This is a genomic window from Micromonospora sp. NPDC047738 (genome assembly GCF_040642675.1).
Lineage (GTDB): Bacteria > Actinomycetota > Actinomycetes > Mycobacteriales > Micromonosporaceae > Micromonospora.
In genome coordinates, this window is sequence record NZ_JBEYSO010000031.1 from 1 (window position 1) to 18263 (window position 18263).

At 69.9% G+C, this 18263-nt stretch carries 15 protein-coding genes and 1 pseudogene; 6 read left to right on the forward strand and 10 right to left on the reverse strand.

The window, feature by feature from the left end; translation table 11 throughout:
- A partial coding sequence (locus tag ABZ783_RS31165; RefSeq protein ID WP_357444525.1) for a PQQ-dependent sugar dehydrogenase occupies positions 1–830 on the reverse strand: 830 nt, incomplete at its 3' end.
- A gap of 202 nt (positions 831–1032) precedes the next feature.
- Complete coding sequence (locus ABZ783_RS31170; RefSeq protein WP_357444528.1) at positions 1033–1872, reverse strand: hypothetical protein; 840 nt, start codon at positions 1870–1872, stop codon at positions 1033–1035.
- Between the two features lie 307 nt (positions 1873–2179).
- Here ABZ783_RS31170 and ABZ783_RS31175 point away from each other — a divergent pair, with 307 nt between their 5' ends.
- Complete coding sequence (locus ABZ783_RS31175) at positions 2180–3616, forward strand: beta-propeller fold lactonase family protein (RefSeq protein ID WP_357444531.1); 1437 nt, start codon at positions 2180–2182, stop codon at positions 3614–3616.
- Between the two features lie 387 nt (positions 3617–4003).
- Here ABZ783_RS31175 and ABZ783_RS31180 read toward each other — a convergent pair whose 3' ends face one another.
- A complete protein-coding gene (locus ABZ783_RS31180) occupies positions 4004–4372 on the reverse strand; it encodes a helix-turn-helix domain-containing protein (protein WP_357444534.1) in 369 nt (122 codons plus the stop codon).
- A 131-nt stretch (positions 4373–4503) separates the two neighbouring features.
- Positions 4504–7767, reverse strand: a complete 3264-nt coding sequence (locus ABZ783_RS31185; RefSeq protein WP_357444537.1) for a BTAD domain-containing putative transcriptional regulator — start codon at positions 7765–7767, stop codon at positions 4504–4506.
- Between the two features lie 119 nt (positions 7768–7886).
- Here ABZ783_RS31185 and ABZ783_RS31190 point away from each other — a divergent pair, with 119 nt between their 5' ends.
- From ABZ783_RS31190 to ABZ783_RS31200, 3 genes are all read left to right on the forward strand, one after another.
- The gene (locus ABZ783_RS31190) at positions 7887–8528 is read left to right on the forward strand and encodes a hemerythrin domain-containing protein (protein WP_357444540.1); all 642 of its coding nucleotides are present in this window, start codon (positions 7887–7889) and stop codon (positions 8526–8528) included.
- A 62-nt stretch (positions 8529–8590) separates the two neighbouring features.
- On the forward strand, positions 8591–9016 hold the full coding sequence (locus ABZ783_RS31195; RefSeq protein ID WP_357444543.1) for a DUF4267 domain-containing protein: 426 nt from the start codon (positions 8591–8593) through the stop codon (positions 9014–9016).
- A 184-nt stretch (positions 9017–9200) separates the two neighbouring features.
- On the forward strand, positions 9201–10511 hold the full coding sequence (locus tag ABZ783_RS31200) for an FAD-binding oxidoreductase (protein ID WP_357444546.1): 1311 nt from the start codon (positions 9201–9203) through the stop codon (positions 10509–10511).
- On the opposite strand, the pseudogene ABZ783_RS31205 reads toward ABZ783_RS31200, so the two are convergent.
- The 5 genes and pseudogenes from ABZ783_RS31205 to ABZ783_RS31225 all read right to left on the reverse strand — a co-directional run.
- A pseudogene (locus ABZ783_RS31205) lies at positions 10508–10771 on the reverse strand (hypothetical protein); the annotation flags it as partial. The gene ABZ783_RS31200 and the pseudogene ABZ783_RS31205 sit on opposite strands and share 4 nt — an antisense overlap.
- A gap of 342 nt (positions 10772–11113) precedes the next feature.
- Positions 11114–12319, reverse strand: coding sequence for an FtsX-like permease family protein (locus ABZ783_RS31210; protein WP_357444549.1), 1206 nt, complete (start codon positions 12317–12319; stop codon positions 11114–11116).
- Positions 12316–12990 carry an ABC transporter ATP-binding protein gene (locus tag ABZ783_RS31215; RefSeq protein WP_357444552.1) on the reverse strand — a complete coding sequence of 225 codons (675 nt, stop codon included), beginning with the start codon at positions 12988–12990 and terminating at the stop codon, positions 12316–12318. The genes ABZ783_RS31210 and ABZ783_RS31215 overlap by 4 nt, the downstream gene beginning before the upstream one ends.
- On the reverse strand, positions 12987–14096 hold the full coding sequence (locus tag ABZ783_RS31220) for a peptidoglycan-binding protein (protein ID WP_357444555.1): 1110 nt from the start codon (positions 14094–14096) through the stop codon (positions 12987–12989). The genes ABZ783_RS31215 and ABZ783_RS31220 overlap by 4 nt, the downstream gene beginning before the upstream one ends.
- A complete protein-coding gene (locus ABZ783_RS31225; RefSeq protein ID WP_357444558.1) occupies positions 14096–14788 on the reverse strand; it encodes a hypothetical protein in 693 nt (230 codons plus the stop codon). The genes ABZ783_RS31220 and ABZ783_RS31225 overlap by 1 nt, the downstream gene beginning before the upstream one ends.
- Between ABZ783_RS31225 and ABZ783_RS31230 the strand changes: the two genes are divergently transcribed.
- Both ABZ783_RS31230 and ABZ783_RS31235 read left to right on the forward strand, forming a co-directional pair.
- Entirely contained in the window at positions 14787–15443 is a 657-nt protein-coding gene (locus tag ABZ783_RS31230; protein WP_357444561.1) for a response regulator transcription factor, read from the forward strand. The two genes, ABZ783_RS31225 and ABZ783_RS31230, sit on opposite strands and share 2 nt — an antisense overlap.
- Positions 15440–16666 (forward strand): HAMP domain-containing sensor histidine kinase, encoded by a 1227-nt coding sequence (locus ABZ783_RS31235; protein ID WP_357444564.1) that lies wholly within the window; start codon positions 15440–15442, stop codon positions 16664–16666. Before ABZ783_RS31230 ends, ABZ783_RS31235 begins: the two co-directional genes overlap by 4 nt.
- Before the next feature lie 63 nt (positions 16667–16729).
- Here the strand turns inward: ABZ783_RS31235 and ABZ783_RS31240 are convergent, their stop codons facing one another.
- Positions 16730–18073 carry an aspartyl protease family protein gene (locus tag ABZ783_RS31240; protein WP_357444567.1) on the reverse strand — a complete coding sequence of 448 codons (1344 nt, stop codon included), beginning with the start codon at positions 18071–18073 and terminating at the stop codon, positions 16730–16732.
- Positions 18074–18263: the final 190 nt, after the last annotated feature.

An 18263-nucleotide genomic window follows, 5' to 3' on the forward strand; every position in this document is an offset into this window, starting at 1 on the left:
ACGATGCCGGTGGCCTTGTCGACGCTCATCCGGAACGGGTTGCGGAAGCCCATGGCGTAGATCTCGGGCCGGGTGTTGGCGGTGCCCGGCGCGAACATGTTGCCGGCCGGGATCGAGTACGTCCCGTTGGCGTTGACCTTGATCCGCAGCACCTTGCCGCGCAGATCGTTGGTGTTGCCGGCGGAGCGCTGCGCGTCGTAGGCGGGGTTGCGGTTGGTGCGCTCGTCGATCGGCGTGTAGCCGGACGACTCGAACGGGTTCGTGTCGTCGCCGGTGGACAGGTACAGGTTGCCGGCCGCGTCGAAGTCGATGTCACCGCCGACGTGGCAGCACATGCCACGGCTGGTCGTCACCTCCAGGACGGTGACCTGGCTGGCCATGTTCACCGTGTAGTCGGCGTTCAAGGTGAACCGGGACAGGCGGTTGACCCCAGCCCAGGTCGCCCAGTCGGTGGCGGTACCGGTGGCAGGCGCATCGCCGGCCGGGGTGCTCAGCGGCGGCGCGTAGTACAGGTAGATGTTGCGGTTGCTGGCGAAGTTGGGGTCGGCGGCGACGCCCTGCAGGCCCTCCTCGTCGTGCGTGTAGACGGGGATGTTCGCGATCACCGACGTGTTGCCGGCGGCGTCGGTGCGGCGCAGGGTGCCGTTGCGCGCGGTGTGCAGCACCGAGCGGTCCGGCAGCACCGCGAGTGCCATGGGTTCACCGGTCTCGGCCACGCCTTTGGCGAGCGTGACCTGCTGGAAGTCTGCGGGGTTGAGCGCTGCCGCGGCCGGGGTCGCCGCGGCGAGGACGCTGAGTCCCGGGGCGACCAGAAGCAGGGCGGCCGCCATTGGCTGCCATCGAACGATGGGCTGTCGTTTCACCAGTGCCCCTTCCTGACCAAGTTCGCCAGGCAGGGCGCGCGCCGCCGCTGAGGATGCCGCGACGTCGACCTGCGTCGTCGAGCACACTTCACGCGTCCGCCGCCGAACGGATCGTATAGAGAGCGGTCTCAGGTCGTGCGATCACAGTAGGGGACCCTGATTGACCCGTCTAGATGTATCGATACTGCGCGTGAAACTTTGCGGCCGTGACCAAAAGGCGGCTGTAGGGCTCGGAAAGTCGTCGCTGCAGGTCAAGCGGCATAGCGGTACTCGTTGATGACGCCGCCGAGGATGCGGGTACGCAGGAGTCGGCGGCTTTCGAGTTCGTGTACGGCGATGGGCTGTTGGTCAGCGGCCGGCGGGAGTTGGTTGCGGGCCCGGTGGGGCGGTGCTCGTTGTAGTGCCGCTCGTAGGTGGCCAGGACGTGCCGGGCGTGGGCCTCGTTCATGATGAGCACATGGTCCAGGGCCTCGCGCCGGATGCTGCCGATGACCCGCTCGCACGCCAGCGCGTAGAGGCGCCTGCCGAGGGCGGTGTCGATATGTAGGACGTCGACGGCGATGATGCCCTGGGCCTGGTTGGTGAGGAACTGGCGCCAGGTCGGGCCGGTACGGCGTGGGGCCGGGTCGATGCCCGACGCGTGGAGGATCTCCCAGACCGTGGAGGCGGCGATGGGGTGACCGAGTCGGGCCAGCTCGCCTTGGATCCGCCTGTGCCCCCACTTTGCGTTGTCTCGAGCGAGCTGCAGGATCAGCTTCTTGAGTGCTGCCTTGGTTGGCGGGCGTCCGGTGCGGGCGCGCCGGGCGCTGTAGTCCCACTTGGAGGCGATGAACCTGCGGTGCCAGGCCAGCAGGGTCCCGGGCGTGACCGGGAAGGCCTCGCGCCAGCGGCAGCGGGGTATCAGGCCGGAGAGGGCGGCCAGCCAGAACCGGTCCGCGGGCCCGTAGCGGACCGATCCGGCGATCTGACGGCGCAGCACCGCGTTCTCATGCCGGACACCGGCATCCACGATGAACACCCCGCCGGCCCCGCCTGGGCACTGACCACCGACCCTGGGCTACGCCGACGGCTGCACGAACTGCCGAGCGACCACGGCCCCGATAATCCCGCCACCAACCCGCACCGTCTCGTCCACCCGGAACCCGACGACTAACAGGGGCAACTCCCGCGACGCCGTGTTCAGTCGCCGGTTGTCGATCTCCTTCGACCATGACGTAACCAGCTGGCATAGCCGAACTGGCAGGTGGCGGTGAACCCTTCCAGGCACGCTTTCGTGAATCAGAGTAAATCAGCGCAACCTGGGATAAGGAGTCCGCATGCGTTCTCATTCAGCTTTCCTCTGCGTCGTGTTCAGCGTCGGCGTCACCCTGGCGCCAGCCACGCCGTCGCCTGCGGCTGCGGGTTCGACGTCCGGCCCACCGGGCCGCGTGTTGTATTCGACGAACGCTGATTCGGCGAACATTTCGATCTTTCCGGTCGGTCCCGCCGGCACGCCGCGTCAGCCCGCCAAACTCTTGGCAACCAGCAGTGATCCAAATGGGATGGTGATCACTGCGGATGGCCGTACGGCGTTCGTCATGAACAGAGGTGTCCACGGGGTAACGCCCTATTCCATCGGCCCGAAAGGCAACCTCACCGCGCTGTCGTCGCCGGTGGCGACAGGCGGCCTATTCCCGTTCGGCATCACGATCACGCCGGCCGGGAACCTGCTGTTTACCTCCAACATTGACTCCGGCACGATTTCGACATTCGCGATCCACGGTGACGGGACACTGTCGTTGGTCGCCGACCCGCTGCCGACCGGGTTCGACTCGCCGCGTGGTGTCGCGGTGACCCCCGACGGCGGGTTCCTCTACGTCGGGCACGGCCGCCCGACGGACCACGGCCCCAACGCCCTGATCGGCTTCGCCATCGACAGAGACGGCACGCTGCGCGAGGTCAGCCGAACGTTCACCAGCGGCGCCGGCGCGCAGATGGCGATCTCACCCGACGGGCGTCTCCTGTACCTTGCCGGGCAGGGGGCCAGAGCGGTATTCGGGTACCACATTGCCCAGGACGGCACCCTGACCCCGGTGCCGGGGGAGAAGTTTGCCGCCGGCGAGAACACCGAAGGCGCCGCAATCACCCCGGACGGGCATCACCTCTACATCGCCAGCCCCGGCTTGACCCGCCCTGACACGCAGCGGAACGTGTCCGCCTACACGATCAATGACAACGGCTCTCTAACACCGGTTACCGGGTCGCCGTTCCAGGCTGGAGCCGGACCGCTCGGGATCGTCGCCTCCCCCGACGGGCGGCATTTGTATGTGTCCAACGTCGACTCAAGCGACCTGCACATCTTCGCGATCGGCACGGACGGGGGACTTCGCCAGGTGGCAAGATCGCCTCTACCCACCGGCGGCATCACCCCCGGATTCCAAGCGCTCACGCTGACACCAAACCAGGGTCCCGCCGCAGCGTTCGTCGCCGATGTACCCCGGGCCGGCAACGCCGCACGGTTCGACGCATCACCATCGACCGACCCCGACGGCCATATCGCGCAATTCGCCTGGGACTTCGGCGACGGCACACGACTCGACGACGGCGGATCCAACCCCACGCACGCCTACCGACGGCCCGGCACCTACACCGTCACCCTAACCATCACTGACAACGAAACCTGCTCAACCAGCCGGGTATTCACCGGAAGTCAGACACTGTGCAACGGCTCGGCGGCCGCTCAAGCCTCACACGTGCTCACCATCCAACACTGACCACAACCCAAGACGTCCCAACCGGTGGTGCTGTGGCCGGAACCCTCCGCAGCACCACTCGGAACCTCCCACAGGCGCATGACCTGCTCACCCGAAGGTCAGCGCCCGGGCCCCGTCCCGGCCTCATTTCCAGCACCCTACGTACGTCCACACTGCTGTGAGGGCCTCGGAACCCCGAGGCTGAAGCCCAGCCCGTTGCCAACTATCGCTGGGAGTCACAGCCCGCCCCCGCACCAAGGACGCTCCAACAGCGCTGGTCGCCGCCGGGCATCGAAAGCCCGGGCGGTGATCCCGCCCCAGGGATGTCGGTCAGACGAGCGACTCGGTCACATCACGTTTGAAAGATCGCGGTCCGCGCGGCCACAGACGGTGATCCAGTGCGCACATCTAGCCGATGAGCGGAGATGTTGCGCCGTCTTTGAGGAGGTTTAGGGGGCGTGCGTCGAATTGGGCGCGGGCTTCGAAGACGCGGTCCATGTGTGTCTCCGCCCAGTTCTTGATCGCGATCATGACCGGGAACAGTTCATGGCCGAGCGGAGTGAGTTCGTAGTCGACGCGGACCGGCACCGAGGCCGTGACCGTGCGGGTGACCAAGCCGTCGAATTCCAGCGTGCGCAGGGTCTGGGTGAGCATCTTCTGGCTGACGCCGGCGATGCGGTTGGCGAGTTCGCTGTGCCGCTGCGGGCCGTCGGCGAGGCGTCGTAGTCGCGTTTGGCCTGTTCGCGGCGTGTGCCGCGTTCCGCACGCGTCGTGCATACCTGTACGGACTTAGATTTCGTCCCTGTTCATCATGTTTCGGGCACATTCCCACACGCGAGCGGGAACATGCCCCTGGTGATGACGGTAGCCCTCAAGGCAGCTGAGGCACCCCAATCCCGTTCTTGCTTTCAGCGTTCCTGTGGGGGCGAAACAGGGACGCCGAGGGCAAGATCGGCGTGTGTTCGGGCGTCGGCGGACCAGTGGGGGGCGTTCCACCGGTCGGCGATGGCGGCGGCCTGGGCGAAGTGGGCGGCGGCCTCGTCGTCTCGGCCGAGGAGGAGGGCGAGTTCGCCGAGCGTGTGGGCGACCGGACGCAGGGCCAGCGACAGGCTCTCCGCGCCGGCAGGGGGACCGTCTCGGTGGGGGAGCAGGTCCGCGTAGATCTCCGCGGCGGCGTCGCGGTCGTTCAGTGCGACGATCGCCATCGCGCGCAGGCTCGTCAGGAAGGTGAAGAAGAAGTCGGGCCGGATCGGGCTCGGTGACCTGCGTGCCTCGTCGCTGCGGCCGGCGGCGTGGAGGGCGAGCGCGAGCAGGTCGGCGACCATCGGGCCGAGCGCCTCGTGGAGAGCGCGCACCTCGTCCAGGTGGTCGCCGAGCGTGCCGTCGTTCAGCCAGATCGCCGCCAGCGCGAGGCGGAGGAAGCCAGCGTGCACCGATCCGGCGCGTTCCATGTGTGCGGTGGCCTCGGTGTAGAGGCGCTGGGCGTCGGTGAACCGACCCTCGATGAGCACCAGGGTCGCCAGCGCGATCTCGGCGGCGCTGATCGCCTCCGGCATCCGGTAGGCGCGCGCGAGGTCGAGCGCCTCCCCGGTCACGCGGCGCATGGTCGCGGGGTCGTTGGCTGCGGCGGCGTTCGCGGCCTGGTTGAGCAGCCCGGTCACGCGGTAGACGGGCAGGTCGTGCTCGACGCCGATCTCCACTAGCTCGCGGGCGTACTCCTCCCGCCCGGGGTCGCTGGCCAGGACCAGGAGCGCTGCGGCCCGGAGGCGGGGATCGGTGGTGAGGTCGAGTGCTTCCCGCGCCGCCGCCATGACCGTCGGATCGTCCTCGCCCACCAGCTCGTTGGCGTACGCGATGAGCAGCCGGGACCGCACGTCGGGGGCGAGGTCGGTCCGCTTGAGCAGGCGGCTGAGGCGGCCGACGATGGGACGGTCGACCGTGCCGTACGTGCGGGCCCGCCAGGGGGTGGGCTCGGTCCAGGCGGTGAACGCGGCGATCATCAGGTCGTCGCGGCCGATCGACTCGGCGTACTCCACGGCCTGCTCGCGTGTGTCCCTGGCCGCAGCGACGGCCCCGGCCCTGATCTGCGCGCGCAGCAGCCTGCCGAGCAGGCCGACGCGCTCGTCCGGTTCGCTGGAGTTGGTGACGGCGTCGGTGAGGAGTGCGGCCGCCACGTCGTGGGCGTAGCGCGCCTCGGCCAGTTCGGCGGCCCGTACGCAATAAGCGACGGCCTTCGGTGATCCCGCTCGCGCATAGTGATGGGCGAGCGCCGCGACGTCGCCGGTGCCCTCCAGGGCGGCGGCGATCCGGGCGTGCATCCTGGTGGCCCGCAACCGGGTGACGTCGGTGACCAGCGTGTCCCTGACCAGCGCGTGAACGAACCGGACGCGCCCGGGCTCGGGTTCGTCGAGCAACCCGGCGATGACGCCCGCGTCCAGCGCGTCCAGCACGCTGTCCTCGTCGGAGTCGGCGGCCTGCACGAGCACGTCCACCGAGCTCTCCCGGCCGGCCACCGCCGCCAGCCGCAGGACGGACACGCCGCTCTCGGGGAGCCGTGCCAGTCGGCGCCGCAGCACGTCCCGTACGCCCTCGGGGACCTCGGAGAGCGCGACCAGCGCGCCCTCGCCGGTCAGCAGCCGCGCGCTCTCCCGCACATAGAACGGGTTGCCGCCGGTTCGCTCGGCGATCCCGGCCACGGTCGCGTCGTCGGCCTCGCACTCGGCACGTACGAGCTCCGCGACGGCGTCGCCTTTCAGTCCGGGCAGATCCAGCCGGAGGGGTGCGGTGCGGGCGAGGGACCCCAGCGTTTCGGTGAGCCGCTCGCTCTCGTCCGCGCGGTACGCCGCGACGACCAGGATCGCGGCCCGCGCGCCGACGCCGCCGCCGAGCAGTTCCAGCGTGGCGGCGTCCGCCCAGTGGAGGTCGTCCAGGACGACGGCGACCGGCCGTTCGGCGGCGGCCGCCGCGAGCCAGTTCCACACGGCCTGCCGGAGCCGGAACCGCCCGGCCGCCGCGTCATCGTCCACCGGCGCGGAGTCGGAGAGCAGCGGCGCCAGGTCGTCCGCGAACTCTCCCGGAGGAACGCTCACGGCCACCTTCCGCAGCGCCTCGACCCACGCCCACGCGGGTGGCGCGCTGTCCACCTCGGGACAGCGCCCGGCGGCCACGAGCCACCCGTCCTGTCCGAGTCGCGCGCCGAGGTGCTCCAGCAGCGTCGACTTGCCGAGCCCCGCCTCCCCGGTGACGAGCGCGACGCGCGCCCCATCGGCGGTGGCCTCCCCGGCGGCCGCCACCAGCGCCGCGAGCTCGCGCTCCCGCCCCACGAACGTTGTCGCGCGGGGCCCGTTGTTCGGAGGCGGCGGCGCGGTTGCCCGGGGCCGGGGTGTGTCCGCGGGGGGCGGAGGGACGGCCGCGCGGAGGACGTCCGTGCGCTGGGTGAGGATCGCCTCTTCCAGGGCCACCAGGTGCGGGCCGGGGTCGAGGCCCAGCTCGTCGGCGAAGGTGGCGCGGGCGCGGCGGAGCGCCGCGAGGGCGTCGGCCTGGCGGCCGCTGCTCCACAGCGCGAGGGCGTGCATGCGCCAGCCCTCCTCGCGCAGGGGAGCGTCGCGGGTGAGGCCCTCCGCCTCGGGTACCACCGCCCCGGGGTCGCCGAGCCGCAGTCCCGCGGCGATGTGCAGTTCGCGGGCGACCAGGCGCAGCTCGTTCAGCCGGGCGGTCTCGGCGGCGGCCCACGGCTCGTCGGCGACCTCGGCGAACGCGGGTCCGCGCCACAGCGCCAGCGCCTCGTCCAGTCGGGCGCGGGTGTCACGGGGATCGGTGAGCGTACGGGCCTTGTCGAGCAGCTCCTCGAAGCGCCATGCGTCCACCGCCCCGGGCGGCAGCCGCAGTGCGTAGCCGGGCGACGCGCTCACCAGCAGGCGGGCCGGGGCCCGCGGCGGGCGGCCGGGTTCCAGCAGGCGGCGCAGGTTCGACACGTACGCCTGCAGCGACGCCAGGGCGCGCGACGGCGGTTCGCCGCGCCACAGGTCCTCGACCATCCGGTCGACCGGCACGACTTGCCCGCGCGCCGCCACCAGCAGGGCCAGCACGCTGCGCTGCCGCGGTCCGCCGAGGGGAACGGGCTCGCCGCCGGCCTCGGCCGCGAACGAGCCCAACACCCTGATCAAGACCATGAGGTGACACATCGTACGCGCGGCCGCCACACGCGTTCCAAGTCGGCTCCAAGTGCCTTCCAAACCCCCGGGAGCAGCCTTGAGCACGTCGAACAGAACAGATGAAGGGGCAGGAACAGATGAGCGTCAACACCCAGGACATGGAGATCGTCCACCGCGCCTTCCGCCGCGAGTCGCGGCTGCTGATGGAGCTCGTCGCGGCGGTCGCCCCGGGCGACACAGCTCGCGCCAAGGTGATCGCCGACCACTTCCGCGACTACCGGCTGGGACTGAAGAACCACCACGAGGGCGAGGACGAGTTGCTGTGGCCGCCGCTTTTGTCCCGGGTAGATCTGGAGGCGGACATCGTCCTGCGCATGGAGGCCCAGCACGAGCGCGTCGCGGCCACGCTGACCAGGCTGGACGCGGCGGTCCCGGCGTGGGAGGCCACCGCTGGAGCGGACGAGCGCGACACGCTCGTGTCCGCCCTAGCCGATCACCGGGCGGTCCTGCTCGAACACCTCGACGACGAGGAGGCCACTCTTCTTCCGCTCGCGGCCGAGCACATCACCGAGCAGGAGTGGGCCTCCCTGGGCGACCACTTGGTGGCCAACACGCCCAAGCTCACCCTGCTCACGCTCTTCGGCCTCGTCCTAGAGGACGCGAACCCGGCCGAGCGCGCCACCCTCCTCTCCGCCCTTCCCGCGCCGGTGCGCGGCATCTGGCACGTCATCGGCCGCCCCCGCTACGCCCGCCACATCCGCCGCATCCGCGCCGCCTGACCAGACCCCAAACCCCACGCACGACTCACCAAGCTCACCGAAGACGCGCAAGGAGAAGAACAATGTCGCTGAAGAAGATCAACACCGCCCTGGCCGCCGCCTTCATCCTCTTCATCCTCTGGTTCGGAACGGAGTTCATCCTGAGCCCAGAGACGACCGCGCCGGGCTTCGGCCTGCCGAGCTGGCCGTCCGGCGACGGCGACGGCTTCCTGATCATCAAGGGAATCCGCGACGTCGTCTTGGCCCTGGTCCTGGGCATCCTGCTGGTGACGGGCCACCGCCGGGCGCTGGGCTGGGTGCTGCTGGTGGAGGCCCTCGCCGCGTACGGCGACATGACCAACGTGCTGGCCCACCACGGCTCCGTGGCCACCGCGCTCGGCGTCCACGGCCTGACCGCGACGCTGATGGTGGTCAACGGCCTGCTGATGATGCGCGAGACCCGCAAGGTCGCGGCCGCTCCGGCGACGCCCGCCCCGCAGCCCGCCTGATGCGATCGCCCCGCCGAGGGCCAATCGGGGATTGAGGGGACAACTCATGCTCAGCAACATCGCCACTGTGCTCGCCGGACTGATCGGCGCCGTGGTGATGCTGGCGATCAGTGTGCTCCTGCTCGTCGCGTAAACCGCGTGGTCCGGCAGGTGCATTTCCGAGAACTTGAAGAGGGAAACGACTATGACGATCAACGATGTGCGCGGTGTCCTCAAGGGGCGCGTGCTCCCGCCTGATGACGACGGCTTTGAGCAGGCGGCCACTGCGTGGAACCTCACCGTCAGGCAGCCGGTCGCGGCTGTGGTGGAGGCCGCGGATGCCGATGACGTGGCGGCGCTCGTGCGATACGCACGGCGGGCGGGTATGGCGGTGACCGCGCAGCCGAGCGGGCATGGCGCCTCCGGTGATGTGGAAGGCCTGATCCTGCTGCGTACCGGCCTGCTGAACGAGGTGGAGGTACGCGCGGAGGAGCGCGTGGCTCGGGTGGGCGCGGGCGTGAAGTGGGGGCAGGTACTGGCGGCGGCCGGTCCGCTGGGTCTGACCGGCCTGTCCGGCAGCGCGCCGGGGGTCAGCGTGACCGGCTACACCCTGGGCGGTGGGGTTGGCTGGTTCAGCCGTAAGTACGGCTTCGCCTCCGCCAGCGTGCGGGCCATCGACATCGTGGACGCCGATGGCGAGCCCGGCAGGGTGACCGCCGAGTCCGATCCCGAGCTTTTCTGGGCGCTGCGCGGCGGTGGCGGGGACTTCGCGGTGGTGACCGCCCTCGAACTCGCACTGTACCCCGTGCCCACCATGTACGGCGGGCGCGTCATCTGGCCGGACCACCGGACCAGAGAGGTATACGACGCATTCCTGGAGATCACCGCCGAGGCGCCGCGTGAACTCAGTGTCTGGATCAACCGGCTCCAGCCACCCGGCGCATCACCGATGGTCACGCTGGATCTGGCCTACCTGGGTGAGGCGGCTCAGGGGGAGGACCTGCTGGCTCGCCTCGACAAGATCGAGGGCCCGATCTCCGACAGCCGCGGCGTCGTCCCGGTTGCCGACCTGGGTGACATCACCGCCGAGCCCACCGACCCGGCCCCCACCATCACTCGTGCCGAGCTGCTCACCGGCCTGGACACGGACGCGGTGGAGCTCCTGCTGGCCAAGCCGGTCGAACCACTCATCAGCATCCAGATCAGACACCTGGGCGGAGCACTCTCCGAGCCGGGCGGCGGGACCGGTGCGAGCGGCGCGGTGGCTGAGCCGTACCTGCTGGGCCTGCTGGGTCTCGGCCTGCCGCACGTGGCCGATGCGACGCGCGCCAAGCAGGCCGAGGTCGTGGCCGATCTAGAGGCTTACATCAGCGGCCGCAAGCCGTACACCCTGCTGTCTCCTGGTGAGACGGCGGAGAAGTCCTTCTCCGGCAGCGCGCTCGCGCGGCTGCGGGAGATCAAGCGGGCCCGCGATCCGCACAACGTGTTCCGCGCCAACCACCCGGTGCTCGTCTAGACCCAACGCCATTCAAGCGCCGGCAGGCGCACGGCACGGTCGGGCCGGTTGACCTCGATGACCTGCACGCCGTCGCGGTGCAGGTGGCGGGTCAGGGCGGTGCCGTGTGAGCTGGTGCCCTCCACGCCAGCGCGCCGCAGTCGGCCGTGCTCGCTGGCCCAGGCCAGCAGGTCGGTGTAGCCGGCGGTGGTGGTGGGGAAGGCGCGGGTGCCCAGCAGGGCGCCCAGCACGGTGATCACCGCGGCGACGTGCGTGTCGTTTGGGTGTCCACGCCCAGGATGATCTCCTCATCCACGGCGTTAAATCGGTCGAGGCGACGGTGGACAAACTGGGGATTCCTTCGGTGCGGGGTCAAGGCAGTGACGCCGACCGGACGCCGGTGATCAGGACTGTGACGGTGCATCGGCGAGGCCACTATCGGGACACAGCCACACCCGGCCGGGTCAGTGCCGCCCGCGGGGAGGTCGCCCGACCACCTGCTCCGCCGCTCGATCCCGTAGATCCGACCCCACGAACCGCTTGACAGAACATAAGGGCATCAGCGCCGCCTGCGCCGTTCCGGTGGCTGTGGCACGAGTCCGGCAGCCACCGGAGTCCGGCGGTCAGGGTGTGGCCAGCGCCTCGGTCGGTGACAGCCGCGACGCGCGGATGGCCGGGTACAGGCCGGCCAGGCCGCCGATGGCCAGGGTGGCGCCGACCCCGCCCAGTATCGCCCAGGAGGGTAGGACCGTCGCCCACTGCTGGTAGAGGGCGTAGCTGGCGGTGCCGGCAGCGCCTAGCAACGCGCCGCCCGCCCCGCCGAGGGCGGACAGTAGCAGTGATTCGGCGAGGAACTGGGTGCGGATCTGCCCTCGGGTCGCGCCGAGCGAGCGGCGCAGTCCGATTTCGGCCCTCCGTTCGAGCACCGAGATCACCATGGTGTTGGCCACCCCGACGCCGCCGACGAGCAGCGCTACCGCGCCGAGACCGAGCAGCAGCCGGGTGAACGCCTCGCCCGCGGCCTGCTTGGCGGCCAGCGCGTCGGAGGGACGTGACACCTCGACCTCGTTGGGTGCCTCGGGGTTGGCGGTCGGGCCGAGCACGTCTCGGACCGCACCGACCTGGCGTTCCTCGGAGCGGGTGTAGATGGTGGTCGGGTGCCCGTTGAAGTGCAACTTGGCTTCGGCGACGGGCCAGCCGACGAGCGCCGCGGTGTCCAGGTCGGGGGCGAGTGGTGTCGGCTCGAGGATGCCGACGACGGTGAACCACTCGCCGCCGATGAGGACCTGGGTGTCGGGTCCGGCGTGGCCGATGCCGAGCCGTTCGGCGGTTGCCGCGCCGAGCACGGTCGCCGGGTAGGTGCTTGTCGCCGTGTTGAGCCAGGTCCCGTTGCGGATGCGTGCTCCGACGGTGTCGAGCAGGTTGAGGCGGGCGGCGTACCCGGCGATACCGTTGGTCTGCGCCTCGGGAATCTTGTCGGTCCGGTACACCTTGACGTCGTCGAGGCGGCCCAGGGCGGACAGTTGCCGCACCGGGTCGATCCGGCCGATCATCGCCTCAGCCGTCTCGGGCAGGGTCGCCTGCTCACCTACCAGCGTCCTGCCTCGAGACACGGTCAGCAGATTGGTCCCCAGCGCGTCGAGGGTGCGGTCGAGTTCCGCGCGCGACGAGGACGAGATGCCGACCACGGCGACCATCGAGGCGATACCGATGGCGATGCCGAGCGCGGACAGGAACGCCCGTAGCGGTCTGGTGCGCAGTCCGACGAGGCCGACCTTGACCAGGTCGCCGGGCCACAGCCGGGCCGGACGCAGCGGATGTGCCATCACCGTACCGCTGGGCCTGAGTCGGCGATGATCCTGCCGTCGCGCATGCGTACCTGACGGGGCAGACTATCGGCGATTTCCCGGTCGTGGGTGATGATCACGACGGTGGTACCCGCAGCGTGCAGCTCGCGCAGCAGCTGCATCACCCCGGCACCGGAAGCCGAGTCCAGGGCGCCGGTGGGCTCGTCGGCCAGCAGCAGCGGCGGGTCGCCGGCCACCGCCCGCGCGATGGCCACCCGCTGGCGCTCACCGCCGGACAGCTCGTGCGGCCGGTGATCTGCCCGGTGGGCGAGACCGACCCGTGCCAGCGCGGCGGCGGCTCGGCGCCGCCGTTCCCTGGCACGCAGCCCGCAGTAGAGCAGCCCGTCGGCGACGTTGTCCAGCGCGGGGACACCGGCGGCGAGGTGGAACTGTTGGAAGACGAAGCCGATCCGGCTCGCTCGCAGCGCGGACAGCTCGGCGTCGCGCAGCCGGGCGATGTCGTAATTGTCGATGCGCACCTGCCCGGTGGTGGGGCGGTCGAGCGTGCCGAGCAGGTTGAGCATGGTGGACTTGCCGGAGCCGGACGGACCGACGATGCCGACGAGTTCGCCGGCGCCGATGTGCAGGGAGACATCGGTGAGCGCGGCCACCCCGCCGGTGTACACCTTGCTCGCCATTGTCAAAGAGATCATTTCGGCATCCCCACTGTCGTGCCCTCGGCGATGCCGTCACCGGAGATCTCCACTGAGCCGTCGGAGAACAGGCCGGTGCGGACCGGGACGTAGCGGGAGGTGTCTTTTTGGACAACCTCCACGCCGAAGCCGCCCTCACGTAGGGCGAGAAGGGCGGCGACTGGCACGGTGAGCACGTTTTTCCGCTCGGCCGCGGTGAACGTCACGTCGACCGAGGCCAGCATGTAGGCGTCGGCGGCCTTCTGGTTGTCGAGCGTGACGACCACCTCGACCTTGGTCTTCGGGTCGTCGCCCTGTGCCTCGCCGGGCTGGATCACCGTGGTCACCTCAGAGATGTGCCCACCGACGGAGCTGTCGTCCGGCAGCGTGACCGTCACCGCCGCACCTTTCTTCGCCATCCGCTGGTCGGCGGTGTCGAGCTGGACCGTGACGGCCTTCGCCGTTTCGGTGTAGCTGAGGATCCGCTGACCGGGTGCCACGGGGTCGCCCTGCGCGGCCTGGAGTCCGGCTATGCGAATCGCGGCGGGCGCGAACACCACGCGGCCGAGTTCGACCACGCCGGTCTCGTCCAGGCCCTGGTCCTCCTGCCACCGTTTGACCGCCGTCGCCGTCGACTCGGTGTACTCCTCGTCAACGGTGAATCCGGAGTAGCCCAGCGCACGCAGGTTCTGCTCGAGCTGCTTGACGTCCGGGCCCTCGACGCCGGCCGCGAGGTTCCGGTACGCGGGCGTGTGCCCGTACATCAGGGTCACCGGCTTGTTGTTGAGCTTGTACAAGGGCTGGTTGCGGGTGATCCGCGCGCTGGTGTCGGGCAGGTATGTGAGGGTGCCGGGCAGCCGGCTGGTGGCGGTGCTCGTGGTGCCGTAGCCGAGCTCGCCGTCGGCTGTGTGCGCATCCTTCAGCGTTCGCCGGGTCACCTGGGTGGTGTCGGGCGGCAGCGTGTTAGCCGCCGCGTCGCCCGATGATCGGCCGCCAGCGATGCCGAGCCAGATGACCACCGCCGCGCCGGCCACGAGCGCGGCCACGGCGGCAACGGCAGCTCCCCGCCGGCCCCGGCGTCGAGGCAGGCGCTCCACCGCCGGTGCCTCGACCGCGGTAGCGGCCATCACCGGCTTCCCGCGAGGATGCTCTGGCACTGCTGCTGGGCCTTGGCGAAGTCCGGATCCTCGGCGATCTTCCCGTCGATCCGGACACCCATCTGTCCGGGCTCGGGATCGGGGAACTGCTCCACGCCGTTGTCGCGCATGCACGTGGCGAACTTGCGATTGTTCTCGTCCATCTGCGCGTTGCCACCGGACGCGTCCGCCATCGGGTTGTACTGCCGGCACGCCTCCATCGCCTTGTTGACGGTCTCCTCGCTCGTGCCACCGCCAATTCGGACCTGCGGGCCCTTGCCCGGCTCGGGATCGGCCATGTCGACGCTGTTCTCGCGCATGCACTGCGCGAACTTCACACCCATCTCTTCCCGGCTCAGACTCGCCGCGGCGCTGGGCTGGGCCCTCGTGCCGTCCCCAGCCGAGGCCACCGTGCCGCCGCCGTCCTCCGAACCGCATCCGGCCAGGGCCACGGCCAGCACCAGCGGCAGCACCGCAAGCGCGCCACCGGTCAGCTTCACCCTCACGTTCGTCTCCTTGGATCGAGGCCAGCACCAGCGCCGGCCCGGTCGAGAGAAATCCAACGCGACGGCCCGTTTCCCTGCCGTTTGCTGCTTGAGCATCCGGTCGGCAACGCCGAGGAAACACCAGATCGGGAACCATGCACCGTGGTGCACCGGGACAGGGAAGGAACCAGAGAACATGCGCGTGCTGGTGGTGGAGGACGAGCCGATGCTCGCGGACGCGATCGCCGAGTGGCTGCGCGGGGACGCGCACGCGGTGGACGTCACATACAACGGGGACGCCGCCCTGGAACGGTTGTTCGTCAACGACTACGACGTGGTCGTGCTCGACCGCGACCTGCCGGTCGTGCATGGAGACGACGTGTGCCGGGAAATCGTCGGGTCCGGGTCACTCACGCGGGTGCTGATGCTGACCGCAGCGGCCGAGGTCACCAATCGGGTCGCTGGGCTGTCCCTCGGCGCGGATGACTATCTCGTCAAGCCCTTCGCGTTTCCCGAGCTCGCCGCCCGCGTGCGGTCGCTGGGGCGGCGCAGCCGGCCGGCCGCGCCGCCGGTGCTGCGCCGTGCTGGGATCACCCTCGACCCGGCATTGCACAAGGTGTTCCGCGACGGCGCATACATCCCGCTGTCGAAGAAGGAGTTCGGGGTCCTGGCCGAACTGCTGCGCGCCGACGGCGCCCCGCTCTCGGCTGAGTTCCTGTTGGAGAAGGTCTGGGACGAGCATGCCGACCCGTTCAGCCCGGCCGTCCGGCTCACCATCCTCAAGCTGCGACGCAAGCTCGGCGACCCACCGGTCATCGAGACCGTCACCTCGGTGGGATACCGGATCTCATGACCGCCCGGAAACTTCTGCCGTCCCGGATCACCCTGCGGGCCAGGCTCACCCTCATCTACGGCGGCCTGTTCCTCGTCGCCGGTGTCGTGCTCCTCGGCACCACGTACGCGCTCTTCAACCAGCAGCTGGGTAGACCCAATCTGCAACTGATGACCGTCAAGGCCACGCCGAGCCCGGCCGCCTCACCGGCCCCCGATGTCGATGCCCCGCTGCCCGAGACCGATGCCATGCGATGGATGCAGGACCAGCAGCGGCAACTGCGCGAAGCGGCCGCCACGTCGCTGCTTACCCAGGGCAGCATCGCGCTCGGTCTGGTCGGCGCCGCGGCTGCGGCGTTCGGCTGGCTGGTCGCGGGCCGAGTGCTTGCCCCGCTCCATCAGGTCACCGAGACCGCGCGGCGGATCGCGGCCGCCCCGGCCGCCGGCGGTGGGCTGCACGAGCGCATCGCGCTGCGCGGCCCGGACGATGAGGTGAAGGAGCTCGCCGACAGCTTCAACACGATGCTGGAGCGGCTCGACCGCTCCTTCGACGGGCAGCGACGGTTCGTCGCCAACGCCTCGCACGAGCTCCGCACGCCGCTGACGGTTGGTCGCGCCCTCGTCGAGCTCGCCATGAACCGCCGGACCGTTTCGGAGGACACCAGGCAGCTTGGCGAGAGCCTGTTGCAGATCAACGCCCGCCACGAACAGCTCATCACCGGCCTGCTCCTGCTGGCCACCTCGGAGAAGGAACTCACCGAACGCCGCCCGGTGGACCTGGCGGACGTCGCCGCGTACGTGGTGGCCCAGGCCGGTTCGCTGGCGAGCCGGGCGGGCATCACTCTGCACGACAAGCTCGACGAGGCACCTACCACGGGCGACGCGCTGCTGCTCGAGCGGATCGTGCATAACCTCGTCGAGAACGGCATCCGGTACAACACCCAGCCCGATGGCTGGGTCCGGGTCGTCACCCGCACCCGCGACGACGGTCACGTCGAGGTGGAGGTGAGCAACACCGGACCCGTCGTGCCACCCTACGAGGTTCCAGCGCTGTTCGAACCGTTCCGCCGCCTAGGGGATCACCGCCAGATCACGGCCAAGGGGGCCGGGCTCGGCCTGTCCATCGTCCGGTCGGTGGCGGCCACCCACGGTGGGTGGGCCACCGCGACCGCCCGGGAAGACGGCGGCCTCGTCGTCACGGTCACGCTCCCGGCCGGGCCGGATGACGACGGCCTCCGTCGATGAGTACGTACACCGCCTGCCGCAGCCGTGCGGCTCCAGACCGAGGGCGGATCACCATCGGCGGTGTCACCGCCGGGTGATGTAGAAGTGCATGTGGGTGTAGTCGAATGTGATGGCGAACGGCTTGAGGAACTTGTGGGTGAAGTTCGCCATGATGTCGAACCCGAACAGGGCGGACTGGCCGGGGCCCGGGAAGCCCGGCCAGGTGGTTGTCACCGCCATTCCGCTTACCTCATGTCCGACCGCCTTCCCGAGGCTGATCCGGTCCGGGGTGATCGGATAGATGGTGCTCCCGTTGAACTCCTGCGGATGGGCGTAGTCCACCTCGATGCCCGCCCGCTCGGCTATCTCCACGGTCGTGTCGACGCCATAGAGCGTGCCGCCCGTGTCCAGGGTGACGATCCGCGGCCCGTAGTCACCTAGGCTGCCCAGCGTGCATGGGTAGTGATCACCCGCCAACCACAGCGGCAACCTGTCGAGCCCCGGGTGCCCAACCTGGGCTCGGAAATCGCGCAGCTGGGTTGCGGTCTTGCGCCGCAGCACCAGCGCGCGGTTGGCGTAGTCCATCGTGGAGAGCGCGTGGTAGAGCAGCGTTGTGCCGATAACGCCCGCCGCCTGCGAGCCGTCGGGAAGGGGTGGCCGCTGGGCGTCGATCCACTGCACCGGAATGTTGCGGAACTCGATGTCCCCGAGCCGGAACGAGTCCATGACGCCCAGGTAGATGGTGACCGGTCCGTTGCTGGCCACCCCTGAAGTGGTGGCCACCGCCCGAAGTCCCGCCTCCTCCGCCACGTCCTGGGACAGGTCGAGCGTCGCATAGGTGTCAAGATAGAACCGCTTGGGATTTCCGCCGTTGACGGAAGCTTGGACGTGCGGCAGGGGATCGACACCCAGGAACGGGACGCGGGTGCGCTGTGCGCCGTGCACCTGCCACGGCGCGTCGGGCAGATGGGCGTACAACTCGGCAAACGCCTCGTCACGTGGCCGGCCCGTGCTCCGCAACAGCGGGATGGCGCGGGCATGCTGATCCTGGCGGACGAAACACTCCGCGAGCCGCTGCCGTGCGGCAATATCGTCGGGAGCCGAGCTGACAGCCTTGGACAGGTACGTCTCGGCATCGGCGAACCGGTTGGACAGGAGGGCGATGTACCCACGCTGCGCCAGCGCATGCGCATTTCCCGAATCCTCCCGCAGCAGTCGCGCGTAGCCCCGATCCGCCTCGACGAACAGGCCCGCCCTGAAGAGTTCGTCCGGGTCGCCACCGGACGACGGCGGGGTCGAAGCCGGCGCGGCGGAGGCGCCGTCCCAGCCGCCCAGCATCGGAAGAAGCGCGACGGCGCCGGCGGTCAGGCCCGCCCGACGCAGAAACGCACGCCTGCCGACGCTTCCGGGATCACTCCCGTTCACCATGGCAATACTCCTTACGTTGGCGCTGCCGGAATGGATCCGGTCGGTCGAGGGAGATACAACCCGGTCGCCTGTTTCCCCGGCGTTTTCGTGCCCGGCCGGCGGCTGTCCGCCATCGCGGCTGGGACGAGGTGTCAGGGCATCGGCCGGCCAGGCTGACTGCCATGGCTGTTCGGCTGTTCCCGACGCGTGA